The sequence below is a fragment of the Acinetobacter sp. UBA1496 genome (genome assembly GCF_002324975.1).
GTDB lineage: Bacteria > Pseudomonadota > Gammaproteobacteria > Pseudomonadales > Moraxellaceae > Acinetobacter > Acinetobacter variabilis.
This window is the reverse complement of the sequence record NZ_DCRI01000111.1, coordinates 14,779-27,092: the sequence shown is the minus strand read 5'-3', so window position 1 is coordinate 27,092 and position 12,314 is coordinate 14,779. Positions and strand designations below refer to the sequence as shown.

The following is a 12,314-nucleotide window of genomic DNA, read 5'->3' as shown; positions in this document are numbered from 1 at the left end:
CCAAAATATGTTTTGTAGATTAAAGCAATTTAGCGGAATAGCTCCTCGATATGACAAGATCACAAGAAATTATCAAAGTTCTGTTGCTTTAGCCTGTATATTTTTATGGCTACCTTTATAGGTTTAATTATGAACAGTAAATGTCAACAGACCCTAATAATATGAAAAATCCAAGATCAAAAAAGTATATTCAATAGTTTTTTAAGACCTGAAAGATATAAATAAATACTTAATAATCATTAGTATATATCATCTTATATAAAATAAGTCTTAAAATGATGAAAAAATGACTATCCAGCACAAATTTTAGTTATTAGACTTTTGTCAAAGAAAAGAAGAAATTGTGTCTTTTCTATTTTGTGGTCATTTTCTCTCTGATATTGAAACCTATGACGTATATTACAGCTTTCACGTTCTCAATGCTTCTTTTAGCACTGGTTATTGTATGGTCTTTAATCGAAATCTATATGGATTTGCGTAAAGACGAGAAATTGGAATCGGAATTTTAGTCTTTATAACTTTTTAAAGAATATCTTCTGAGATTGTATTTCTATACATAATAGTTGGTATTTTTATTGGTTATGATTGTATTGAGACGTAAAAGCGATCAATTTATTAATTTGATATTCGAATAATTAGCACAGCTCTCTTTATTTTAAATAGAAAATATAGATGTCATATGAGGCTTTTGCTAGCTCAACTTAGACTGAAGTCTTAAATCCTAAACAGAACAGTTATTAAAGATAAAAAATGATTGCTGGCTAAGTGTGCAAGCAGCAAGAAAAGTACTTGTTTTTTGATCTAATCTTGGCTAGTATTCAATGCGCCTGAACTAGTTGAAATATAACAAATTCAGCCTATATAGGGCCTATAGCTCAGTTGGTTAGAGCAGCGGACTCATAATCCGTTGGTCGACAGTTCAAGTCTGTCTGGGCCCACCACATTCAACCTCGTAAGCCTTTGGTTTATGGGGTTTTTTGTTGCCTGAAGATTCTAGACCACCGGATTTTCATAGACCATATGTGGTCCATTTGTTCGATAATCCGATGGGCTAAACTCAAATATCAGAAAATACAGCGCCCATTTTCATTTCACTATATTCTCACTTTCGATGTGAGTATCGTAATTGATGAATAAAAAACGATCATAAAGATTGATCATCAAGTTTCGCTATGAGCAGAGAAATGAGTTTTAGTGTGGGGATGGGGAATTTATGCTTACCTGATCTTAGCCCGATGATATAGGGCTAAAACCAGTTTTGGTTGGGGAGTTTGCTTAGATATGTATATTGTTCAAGGGCCAATGGAAACTACAGCCCAGTATAGAACTTCTCGATGAATTGTCTGGTCTTGACTACTAGCGTATTCATAAGTGTCTTACGCTCTGAAATCTTGGGGCGAGTAATAGGTAGATTATTCACATCTTCACGACTTGGCAGACGTTTGGTGTATTCATATTTACCGATCACTTGTTTGAACACTTCAGGCTTGATTGCTTCTTTTTGACAAAGCTCATCAATCGCTCGTTCCTTTTCTACATCCCAGAATTGTGCAAATGCTTCTTCTACACTTTGCCCTGTGATCATACGTGGAATATTTTCATCCAGAAACTTTTGGATCAGTTCCTGTTTGTCATACAGCGTATGATTATTTGCCAGTAGATCCTGCACCTGGGCACGATATTTTTGCTTTTGTTTCTGATCGGTGTTGTTGACTGCAGATTGCAGTAAATTCAGGATATAGCCGACATTGATTGTATCTTTGTGAATGAGTTCCAGTTGGAAGTTCACATCATTCAGTACCGAAACTTTGTCTTTCGGTTGTACGACACGAGTATTGGTATAGAGGTACTTGTATTGTGAGGTATGCTTCTGAAATTCAGCTTTGTTCAAGTCAGTGTCATCCTGATCGTATTCAACAAAGTTTTCCAGTTGTGCATTGATCCGCATGACTTCACGGAAAGCCTTCACATACTGCAATTGCTGCTCTTCTGTCGACAGTTCCAGCACCTTGTCTGGGTCAGGGGCAATCTTAAGTAATTCAGCAACAGCAACGTTGTACTTTTCCTTGATGCTTTCAAAGCTTGGAATCAATACTATCTTTTCTGCTTCAGCCTTGTTTGAAAACAGTGCTAGGGCTTTATCTGTAGCTTGTTTCAGATTGCGGAAGCAGACAATGTTGCCAAATGGCTTGTCTGCATTCAGGATGCGATTTGTGCGTGAAAATGCTTGAATCAGACCATGATATTTGAGGTTCTTATCCACATACAGGGTATTCAAAGTCTTTGAGTCAAAACCTGTCAGGAACATATTCACGACCAAGAGGATATCGATTTCTTTTTTGCGTACCCGATTGGCAATATCTCGGTAATAGGCATAAAACTCATCACCTGAGTTAAAACTTTGTCCAAATTGAACATTATATTTCGCAATATAGCCATCGAGCTTGTCACGGTTGGATTGACTGATTCTTGTTGGGATATCAGCAGATTCTTCATCAATCAAACCATTACTATCTTCAACTTTGAGTTCTTCATTGGCTGCAAAGGAGAATATAGTTGCCACAGTGAGAGGCTTAAAGATTCGACCTTGGTCTTCTGCCTCTTGTTGCTTTTGCTGCTGTACTTTTTCAAATAGCGCATAGTATTGATTCAGTACATCGACTGAACTTACACAGAACATGGCAGTGAAGTTCTGGTTCTTGGTTTTTATGTGGTGATTGTCGACAATATAGCGAGTGATCATCTCCAGACGTTCTGGATTGTCAAACAGTTCTTTGGTGTCTATACCTTCAACATCTTCTTCATAATTGTGACTGGTTTCGATACCATTTGTAGTGTACTTACCTAGGTAGCTAATCTGGAAAGGTAATACATTCCCATCCCGGATTGCATCGGTAATCACATATGTATGCAGGCATTCATCAAATAGTGCGTTGGTGGTCACAGCCTTGGAATCAATTTTAAGTTGGCTGTTTGTTTCAAAAATAGGTGTGCCGGTAAAGCCAAACATTTGTGCATGGTTGAAAAAGCGTTTGATATTACGATGCGTATCACCAAATTGACTACGATGACATTCATCAAAAATAATCACGACTTTCTTGTCTTTCAGATAGGCAATTTTATCTGCATAGCGATCCGAACTAATCGCAATATTGAGCTTCTGCAAGGTCGTTACAATGAGCTTGTCATGTTTCTGGCCCAATTGATTGACCAGAGTATTGGTATTCTTGGTGGTATCAACACTATCTTTTTTGAAAGCATTGAACTCTCGCACTGTTTGCGTGTCCAGATCACTACGATCCACGACAAATAGCACTTTTTCGACTTCAGGCAAGCGCATGATCAATTGACTGGCTTTGAATGAAGTTAATGTTTTACCTGAACCTGTAGTATGCCAAATATAGCCGTGAGTTTGGGCTGTTTGTACACGTTGAATAATTTGCTGTACTGCATAAATCTGGTAGGGGCGAAGTACCATTAAGCGCTTTTCTGCCTCCAGAATCACCATATATTCAGTCAGCATCTGAGTAATATGCGAGTGGTTCAGAAAGGTATCAGCAAAAGCATCGATTTTGTGGACATGCTTGTTGTCAAAGTTTGCCCAAGGAAAGGTAAATTCGAAGTTATTTGTCCCTGTGGCATAGTAATGCGTATGATCACGATTACTGATCACAAAAAGCTGAATATAGTTGAATAAGCCTGTACCACTGCCATAGGCTGCTTTGGCATAGCGCTGCGTTTGATTGAATGCTTCAGGGAGTTCTACACCGGCACGTTTCAGTTCAATTTGAACCAACGGTAGGCCATTAATCAGCAGGGTAACGTCAAAGCGACTGGTATGCCCATTGATACTGGAATGATCAATCGCAATTTGATGTGTTACTTGGTAAATGTTCTTACTTGCATCCGAGAACAGGAAGTCAATATGTCGTGTTGAACCATCATCAAAGTTCACTGGAAAGCGATGACGTAGCACTTTGGCACAATTGAAGCTATTACCAGCTTTCAGATGATTGAGAATCTGTCCCCATTCATTTTCAGAAAGTACAGAAAGTCCATTGGCTTGTTCAATCTGGGTTTTGAGATTGATCAGGAGCTGCTTTTCATCTTTTACATCAACTTGACGATAGCCTAAGGTGTTTAAGTGCTGAATCAATTCATTTTCAAGTTGTTCTTCGCTTTGTACTGACATTTACCGCTTTACCCCCACAATTTCATTTATTCTTGAATTACACGCTCAACTTGGTTTTGTTGCCATGTTTCATAAGTCAGATGGTTGGTCGAATCTTTCCATTCTTTACGACCATTACATGCTCTTCCCAAGATGACTGCGCCTGCTGCTGATGGACTTGAAAATAAATAGTCTTGATTGAACGTATAGGTATTTGGATCAATGATGTTATTTTCAAACAACTGTGGTCGAAGGTTCTTCATGTAGTTGTGTGTAGGTTGACTGACATCTCTACGTACTTGGGAGCCTTTGAGTACATAGAACTCACCATCAATGATTTTTGCTTTGGCTTGGATATCTCTTGCGGATAGGTAGAAATCTGCTTCTGTGTTGAAGTTCTCCACTGAAGCAGGAGCAATATTATGTACTTTTGGCTGTTCACTTGGATATTTCATTTCCTTGAGGAATGTATATCCAAGGGCAGGGAGAACCACTTGTATTTGTTCCAGAAAGTATTCCATATCCGCTGTATCTGATTCAGGTAAGCGGTTGTAGAGGTGTGCTGTGCCATTTTTGAGTAGGCATTGTCCGCTACGCTTCGCAATATCGATCAAGCGACTTTCAAGGTACTTAATGTGGGTTTTGGTGATATTTTGGTCTTTACCTGTGACCAGACATACTTTTTCCCAAAAGTCCTTTCCACCTGCATCTTCAGTACGGTTATGCTGTTTCAAACGGTTAGCAACATCATCCGACTCACCAATATAGACGCTTGGTAATGAGTCTTCGGGATCTTGACCCACAAGGAAATAGATACCTGTTCTGGCACATTCTTCTCGCTGGATGAGATCCAAGAGTTTAGTGCGTGGTGCTGAAAGAACATGACCAGTCCAGTTGATGATTTCAGCCGTCAGGATGCCATTAATCGAACCATCAACCAGAAACAGCTTGATACTTTTTCCGTGGGTCATTTCTATTCCTTATACAAACATCTGCTGCAACAAGCCTTTTTTCCATTGTTTGGCTTGTTCAATTTGCTGTGAAACAACGTCAATTTTTTGGTCAATCGCAGAAAGGAAATTAGCGATTTTGGCTTGTTCATCTAAACTGGGCATTTTTAGATTAACTTCAAAGAACTCCTGTAGGCTTATATTAAGAAGACCATGATTTCTTGCACCTTCTTGAGCAATTTTTTCAAGTTCAGGAACCAAGAGACCACTTTCAACAAACTGCTCAAAATAGTCTGAATTTATATATTCATTAAGTGAAAAACAAATATAGAGTGTTGAAACGACTCCTTTATCATAAAGTTTTAGTCGCTTAATCGCTCCCATTGGATAGCCTGCCGAATAACTTTTGTTATAAGCATACTCACCTTTGTGTAATAAGTAGTATTTACTTAAATCGCGTGAAGCAATTTGTTTGCTGAAATATTCTTGTTGGTTTATTAAACCTAACTGGGCAGAAATAGTCAGAGCATTTTGATTCAGCTCTTTATTCTTTCTGGTAATACGATGGGAAATATCTTTGAGTTGTATATCCTCCCACTCCCCAAACTCACTCCCATCATCGGCTTTGAAACGAATCTGCTGACTAAACAGCTTTTGCACCATGCCTTGTTTGTATTGGCTGAGGAGTTGGTGTTTTTGTGTCAATTGACTGATTTTTTCATCTACTGCTGATAGAAAAGAGGCGATTTTGGTTTGTTCTTTTTGAGCAGGTAAAGTTATTTTATGTTTATATAAATCTGTTGTTGAAATAAAAGGTTGATCACTACCGATCGAACTATTTAGAACATAGCTTTTAACTTCTTTTTGAAAAATCTGAAAAATAAAATTATGATCAATTTCATTTTTCGTAAATTCTAATTTTCCAACACGTTGATAAAGAATTGATGGACCATCATCTTTAGTCAACTTCGCTATTTTGAGTTGATCATTAGTAACTGGTCTATTTAAAGCTAAAACAATATCATCCTCTTTTAAAACCAGCTCAGAATGTATAGATAAATAATCATGTGGTACATATTTAACATTATGTGTCCACTTCACAGCCCCATATCCCACATTTTCGATCTGTAACAATCGTATAGCTTCTTCAGTCGTATATTCTTCAGCTTTAAAGCCTAAACCTGATTTTATTTTTAATAGATTGCCAATTGCTATTGAACTCCAATCCCCATCAAATTCTTTGAATCTTAACTTTGGTGTAGCCATTACTTCACCTCCGCAAAAGGTGAATCAATACCAAGTTCTTTGCAGTATTCAGCAATGACTTCATCAGTTTTTTGGCTTTGCTGCTCAAGGTCTTTGAGTTGCTGTGCAATGGCATTCAGATCAATTTCATCTTCCGCTTCAAAAGTATCGACATAGCGTGGAATATTCAGGTTGTAGTCATTGTCTTTGACTTCTTGCAGTGTCGCAACTTTGGCATATTTATCGATGTTCTCACGCTGTGTAAAGGCATCAATAATCTTATCCAAATGCTCAGGCAGTAACTTGTTTTGGTTCTTCTGTTTGTCAAAGTCATTGCTAGCATCAATAAACAGAATATCACCTGTATGGGTACGATTTTTCTTGAGCACCAAGATACAGGTTGGAATAGATGTGCCATAGAAGATGTTGGCAGGTAAACCAATGATGGTATCTACCACATTCATTTTCTCAATCAGGTATTGACGAATCACACCTTCACTTGAACCACGGAACAATACACCATGCGGAAGAACAACAGCCATCGTGCCTTGCTCATCCAATTGATGAAGCATGTGCTGAACAAAAGCCATATCCGCTTTTGAACTTGGAGCTAACTTACCATAACGGCTGAAACGCTCATCTTGTAAGTAAATAGGATCTGCTGACCATTTTGCAGAGAAAGGAGGGTTAGCTACTACAGCATCAAAGCGCATATCAATATGCTGAGGACGTGTCAGTGTATCTTCTTGCTTGATATCAAACTTGGCAAAATGCACATCATGTAAAATCATGTTCATACGTGCCAAGTTATAGGTGGTGCGGTTCATCTCCTGACCAAAGATCATATCTACGTCTTTGACTTCACGTTTAACACGTAATAGCAAAGAACCTGAACCACAGGTCGGATCATATACAGAACGTAAGCGATCTTTGCCTTGTGTGACAATTTTAGCAAGGAGGGTAGATACAGTTTGAGGGGTGTAGAATTCACCTGCTTTTTTACCTGCACCAGAAGCAAATTCGCCAATCAGGTATTCATAAGCATCACCCAAAACATCAGATTCTGAGTTACTCAAGTCAAAATCAATATTGTCCAGATGAGTGAGTACTTTGCTGATTAACTCATTACGGTCATTGGCGTTGTTACCCAACTTAGTTGAGTTGATATCAAGGTCTTCAAAAAGGTTAGCAAAGTCATCTTCAGACTCAGCACCTAATGTACTACGTTCAATCGCTCTTAGTGTTTCGGCCAAGTCATCCAGAATAAATTGATTTTGACGGCCACGTTCTGCAAGGGTATGAAAAAGCTGGCTAGGAGATAGGGCATAACCCACTTCATCTACCGAGTTTTCTTTGATGCCTTCAATCAGTTCTGCATGGTCAGGGTTACTTTCATCCAATTCATTGTACTTTTCCGCCATGCCTTCATCTTTCAGAAGCTCATTGGCAAAGGTAATTGCTTTTTCAGACAGATATTTGAAGAAAATGAAACCGAGGATGTAGTCACGAAACTCATCCGCACCCATTTTTCCACGTAAATCATTGGCAATATTCCAAAGCTGTCTTTGTAGTTGTTGCAATTGAACCTGGGTCATCTTGAACCTTATTAAAATATGAAGCAAATTGTGGTTAGTTTACCGATAAATACTATTTTTATCATGTAATAAAAAGAGTATTGCGACAGATTTTGGCGTATAGGTCTAGCCTATTCAGCTTTTTATTCATAGCTGTAAGAAACCGTATTTCTTGAAGATATTATTTATGTGGTCTGAAGCCAAAGGAGTGACCATGAAAAAATATTATCCAGAACTTGAGTCAGTGTCAGATGTATTGGAATGTATTCCGCATCATCAAACCCAATCCATAGCGAATGCTATTCGTGTCTGCAATGATATGGATAGTGATAACGTGACCAAAGTCTGTGCTGTATTGAAAGTCATCTTATAAGTAAACCATTTCCATTTTATCTATCCCAATATGCCATTCGGTGTATTGGGATTTTTTACGTCTACAGGAATCAAAACCATGCAACCACGTATTCATGACAAAATAGGCTATAACCTGATTCATACTTTTACCTGCAATAAATTGTCTGATCGTGCCGAAGGTCAACTGCACTATCAATTATGGCAACACAGTGAAGATCAGTCTTTTGGTATTGCATTAAGCAAGAATGAATCTACAGGAGGCTTTAGTGCAGAACTGATCAAAGTCGATGACATTATTCAACTGCTTGGTAAGTTATACCAAGAAGGCAAGCCTTTCCATGCTACCGCATTGAAATCACTGTTCATTGGTAAGTCAGTCAATAACTCAAGTTTTTTAGGGGCTGTACTGGTCGATCAGAACGTGATTCATACCCATCCACAAACTGCGCGTTTGCTGGAAGTCAATGAAGACTATGAACTCTGGTCAATTGGTCTGGAAAGCCATGTGAAAGCAGGGCAAGAAGATATCGATTCATCTCACGCTGATAAAACTACTGGACTGAAATCCACAAAAAAGCGTCAGCATAAAGCTGCTGAAAAAGTTGAATCTACTTCGATGGATGAGGGAAGTGAAGATGCAATTGATCAAGAGTAAATCAGATATCCAGAAAGTGCATGAACAGCCCATAGCTCATGCCATTCTTGAAACGATGCAAATCCTTGAGCATCAGTATGAAGAACCTTATCAAGCCACCCTACATGGGTGGTTTGTTGTTTGTGAAGATGAGCAAGACCTGATTCAGCCTTTTGAAAATCTTAGCTTCAGTCTTTCTGAAAAGCTGAACATGGGAGAGATTGAGTTTGTTGAAAAGAAGAAGGATTGGTTTGAGATCTACATCATGCTTAACGACAATGAAGGCATTTTAGTCTATGTTCCGAAAGCTATTTTTGAACAACATCAACTACAAGTGATGTAGACCTGTAACACCACTCCTGACGTAGCAACCCCACTATTAACTTTAATCTGAGCGAATTTTATGACCAAGCGAAACTTATTTGCTTTAGGCCAAGTCGTGTCTACACCGAATGCACTTTGCTTCGCTGAAGCTGAAAACATTGACTTACTGGCATTACTTGCACGACATCATCAGGGAGATTGGGGTGATGTGTGTGAAGAAGATCGGGAATCCAATGAAGAAGCTTTGCTGATGCAATTACGTATCCTATCCAGCTACAACTTTTCCAAGGATAAAATCTGGATCATAACCGAAGCTGATCGATCAGTAACCACGATCTTACTGCCCAGTGACTATTGACCGTAGCACGTACCGTAAAATGAACCGTAAAGCTTTTCGGCTTTACGGTATTTTTTTCTTTTTCTTCTGTTGCTAAGGCTTGATAGGTGTACAGGATAAGCAGGTTAAGGGTCTACTAGTCCTTGGGTCTGCCTATTTCGAGATTTCACTAGAAATGATTTTTTTAGTTCTATTTTTGCGAGTGTAATATCCAATCTTTGTGTTGGGTGACTTCAGAATTTTATACTTGAACTGGGACATTTGGGTTTTATTCTGTTCAAAAAAACCTCTTAGATAACAGTTAAATGTCTTTCTGCTGATATAGAAATTACCCTCGACCATTTCATACTTATTCTGTACTGAGTATTTTGTGCTTCGAGGTTTATCTCGATTCACCTCATACTTATGACTAAATTTTTGGATAAACCGTTGATATAGTTCGCCAGAATTTTTGAATCCATCAGTATTCAGAATATCAGCCATGAATATATAAAATTCTTGATCACTCGTTTTTTTCTTTTCCTTGAAATTTTGATTAAACGGAAGAATGAAGCCATGTCTGTCATAAGATCTAGTGACGAGTTTATGCAAGAACTCTGAATCAATTACAGAGCTATTAAATGGTTTTGAAACTTGTGCATAGGGATGATCTGTTTTGAACTGACTTAAATAGTAATACGCCTGTCTTTGATTTTTAATGCGTTTTCCGCAATATGGGTTTAAGCACTGATTAATCGAAAGAATATCGTCGCCATGAGCCTGACACGGGATTGCAAGTTCGATTAAATGTTTTGCTGTTAATCGATTGCTGAATACTAGGTCAATATTCTGATTCAAAATGTTGAAGACATGCTTTGGAATTGCCATAAGAATAAATGCAGCTATAAATAATAAGTTATTATATATCTTATATTATTGATAATAAAATAATAATTGTAATTAAATAATAAACTGCAAAACGTTTATTGTAAAGTGTGATTGATTGGTAGACTGTACTTGTTCCAAACAACCATTACGGGAATTTCAATGAACAAGTTAAATGTACCTACACCACATCGAGACAAACCTGAACTAACTGTTGATCAAATAAATGAACTTTTATATGAGGCTGGTCATTCTCCATCTACCTACGACGTAGAGGAGGAAAGAAATGTTCGCATTCATTTTTTGAGTCATCGGAAAAAATTTCTTCTGGGACTCGACGATGAGTATGAGGAAGAAGAGGAAGAAGAGGAAGAAGATTTTCTCACGCATCAGGTTCCTACAGATTTTTGATGCTTTATAGCTGATCTACACATAGTCCATTTTGAACAGCCGTGATTATGCGTCCGGCTTTCAAGACTGGGAGCATATATTCTTTAAAAATTTATTCTGAACTAACGTCACTCAATGAGTTACTGAATCTGCGTTTAATTCGAAATGACGTAGATATTATTTATTTGATTTAGAAAAGGTTTTAAATCAACTCTGTATTCAGACAAAGGAGTAAAGATATGAATATTAAGGTTAATCGTCATACCCTGAAAAATTCACAGAATTTTCATCCTTCTCTACAAGGTCTATCCATGGATGCTTACTCATTGCCATTGGGTAAATCAAAACATGAATATTCGGTAGAGGGATGTAAAGGCTTAAAAGTGATTGTTTCTACCCAGAGTAAAACATTTTTGTTTCGTTTTAATTTTGATGGTGTGAAAAAATCATTAAAGGTAGGTAAATATCCAATAATGTCATTGGATGAAGCTATCGAGGTGGCTAATGGTTATCAGCGATTGTTGGCCAAAGGGATTAATCCATGTGCTGAGAAAGAGCGTATAGCTTCAATCCCTACTTTGACAGACTTCATGCTACAAACTTATTTACCTTTAGCAAAACAAAATAAAAAATCTTGGAAAGATGACGAATCAAGATTTCGGAATCATTTACAGGACTCTATCGGATCAGAGCTCATTAATTCAATTTCTACTGCTGTGCTTTCAGATGTACTACTGGCTGTCAAAAATAAAGAGCGTGCCAATGCAACAGTTAACCGTACGCGAGCTTTAATGAGTAGTATTTTTAGTTTAGCTTTTGAACGGGAGTTAATTGACACCAATCCAATGCTACGGGTGAAAAAGTATACGGAGCAAAATCAGATTGAACGATACTTAAGTGATGATGAGTTAGAACGTTTACTGGATGTTCTGGAAAACTATCATAAGTATGGTATCAAGAATCAGATTATTGTCAGTATTGTTGAAATGCTGCTACTCACGGGTGCTAGGAAAGGAGAGGTGTTAAACCTTAAATGGACTGATCTGGACTTACCAAAAGGACTATGGAAACTGAATGAAAATAAATCTGGGAAACCACGAATTATTCAGCTAAATACGAAAACGCAGCAAATCATTCGCACTATGTCACGTAAATATGATTATGTTTTTGCCAATCCAGTCTCTGGAAAGCCATTCAACGATATTCGTAAATGTTTTGACGCTATTTTGAAGGCTGCAAATATTGAAAAATTCCGTATTCATGATTTGCGGCACAACTTTGCCAGTATGGCCGTAAATAGTGGTTATGATATTTACCTAGTCCAACATCTGTTAGGTCATGCATCTCCCTTAACCACCCAGCGCTATGCACATATGCGACAGGATACTTTGCGCGAAGCATCCGAAAAACTGTCTATGCATATAGATAAAGCCCGTCCCAAAGCACTGCTATAACAAACACGTTTATTCCT

Annotated in this window: 10 protein-coding genes, 1 tRNA gene and 1 pseudogene; 8 read left to right on the top strand and 4 right to left on the bottom strand. The window is 37.8% G+C overall.

Going from position 1 to position 12,314, the window contains the following annotated elements; genetic code table 11:
* Together B3143_RS14540 and B3143_RS14535 are read left to right on the top strand one after the other, a co-directional pair.
* A pseudogene (locus B3143_RS14540) lies at window positions 1-121 on the top strand (IS5/IS1182 family transposase); the annotation flags it as partial.
* A gap of 743 nt (window positions 122-864) precedes the next feature.
* Window positions 865-941, top strand: a tRNA-Ile gene (locus B3143_RS14535).
* Between the two features lie 368 nt (window positions 942-1,309).
* Here B3143_RS14535 and B3143_RS14530 read toward each other — a convergent pair.
* From B3143_RS14530 to B3143_RS14515, 4 genes are read right to left on the bottom strand one after another with little or no spacing between them, the layout of a single operon-like run.
* Window positions 1,310-4,192 (bottom strand): type I restriction endonuclease subunit R, encoded by a 2,883-nt coding sequence (locus B3143_RS14530; RefSeq protein WP_286741011.1) that lies wholly within the window; start codon window positions 4,190-4,192, stop codon window positions 1,310-1,312.
* Window positions 4,193-4,218: 26 nt separating this feature from the next.
* Window positions 4,219-5,142, bottom strand: a complete 924-nt coding sequence (locus B3143_RS14525) for a GIY-YIG nuclease family protein (RefSeq protein ID WP_286741010.1) — start codon at window positions 5,140-5,142, stop codon at window positions 4,219-4,221.
* A 9-nt stretch (window positions 5,143-5,151) separates the two neighbouring features.
* Window positions 5,152-6,387 (bottom strand): restriction endonuclease subunit S, encoded by a 1,236-nt coding sequence (locus B3143_RS14520; protein WP_109428753.1) that lies wholly within the window; start codon window positions 6,385-6,387, stop codon window positions 5,152-5,154.
* Window positions 6,387-7,961 (bottom strand): type I restriction-modification system subunit M, encoded by a 1,575-nt coding sequence (locus B3143_RS14515; protein WP_286741006.1) that lies wholly within the window; start codon window positions 7,959-7,961, stop codon window positions 6,387-6,389. The genes B3143_RS14520 and B3143_RS14515 overlap by 1 nt, the downstream gene beginning before the upstream one ends.
* A 193-nt stretch (window positions 7,962-8,154) precedes the next feature.
* Here B3143_RS14515 and B3143_RS14510 point away from each other — a divergent pair, with 193 nt between their 5' ends.
* From B3143_RS14510 to B3143_RS14485, 6 genes are all read left to right on the top strand, one after another.
* Entirely contained in the window at window positions 8,155-8,313 is a 159-nt protein-coding gene (locus B3143_RS14510) for a hypothetical protein (protein WP_005236238.1), read from the top strand.
* Between the two features lie 78 nt (window positions 8,314-8,391).
* Window positions 8,392-8,949 (top strand): hypothetical protein, encoded by a 558-nt coding sequence (locus tag B3143_RS14505; protein WP_005236236.1) that lies wholly within the window; start codon window positions 8,392-8,394, stop codon window positions 8,947-8,949.
* The gene (locus B3143_RS14500; RefSeq protein WP_286741002.1) at window positions 8,930-9,271 is read left to right on the top strand and encodes a hypothetical protein; all 342 of its coding nucleotides are present in this window, start codon (window positions 8,930-8,932) and stop codon (window positions 9,269-9,271) included. Before B3143_RS14505 ends, B3143_RS14500 begins: the two co-directional genes overlap by 20 nt.
* A 60-nt stretch (window positions 9,272-9,331) precedes the next feature.
* Window positions 9,332-9,610: a hypothetical protein gene (locus tag B3143_RS14495; protein WP_286741000.1), complete on the top strand. Its 279-nt coding sequence runs from the start codon at window positions 9,332-9,334 to the stop codon at window positions 9,608-9,610.
* A gap of 1,005 nt (window positions 9,611-10,615) precedes the next feature.
* Window positions 10,616-10,864 (top strand): hypothetical protein, encoded by a 249-nt coding sequence (locus B3143_RS14490; RefSeq protein ID WP_286740998.1) that lies wholly within the window; start codon window positions 10,616-10,618, stop codon window positions 10,862-10,864.
* A 218-nt stretch (window positions 10,865-11,082) separates the two neighbouring features.
* Window positions 11,083-12,297, top strand: coding sequence for a site-specific integrase (locus tag B3143_RS14485; protein WP_284880188.1), 1,215 nt, complete (start codon window positions 11,083-11,085; stop codon window positions 12,295-12,297).
* Window positions 12,298-12,314: the final 17 nt, after the last annotated feature.

Excerpts from the sequence above, each read along its gene's own strand:
- B3143_RS14495 (WP_286741000.1), top strand. The coding sequence starts at position 9,332 with ATGACCAAGCGAAACTTATTTGCTTTAGGCCAAGTCGTGTCTACACCG.
- B3143_RS14505 (WP_005236236.1), top strand. The coding sequence starts at position 8,392 with ATGCAACCACGTATTCATGACAAAATAGGCTATAACCTGATTCATACT.
- B3143_RS14530 (WP_286741011.1), bottom strand. The coding sequence starts at position 4,192 with ATGTCAGTACAAAGCGAAGAACAACTTGAAAATGAATTGATTCAGCAC.
- B3143_RS14525 (WP_286741010.1), bottom strand. The coding sequence starts at position 5,142 with ATGACCCACGGAAAAAGTATCAAGCTGTTTCTGGTTGATGGTTCGATT.
- B3143_RS14515 (WP_286741006.1), bottom strand. The coding sequence starts at position 7,961 with ATGACCCAGGTTCAATTGCAACAACTACAAAGACAGCTTTGGAATATT.
- B3143_RS14485 (WP_284880188.1), top strand. The coding sequence starts at position 11,083 with ATGAATATTAAGGTTAATCGTCATACCCTGAAAAATTCACAGAATTTT.
- B3143_RS14510 (WP_005236238.1), top strand. The coding sequence starts at position 8,155 with ATGAAAAAATATTATCCAGAACTTGAGTCAGTGTCAGATGTATTGGAA.
- B3143_RS14520 (WP_109428753.1), bottom strand. The coding sequence starts at position 6,387 with ATGGCTACACCAAAGTTAAGATTCAAAGAATTTGATGGGGATTGGAGT.
- B3143_RS14490 (WP_286740998.1), top strand. The coding sequence starts at position 10,616 with ATGAACAAGTTAAATGTACCTACACCACATCGAGACAAACCTGAACTA.
- B3143_RS14500 (WP_286741002.1), top strand. The coding sequence starts at position 8,930 with ATGCAATTGATCAAGAGTAAATCAGATATCCAGAAAGTGCATGAACAG.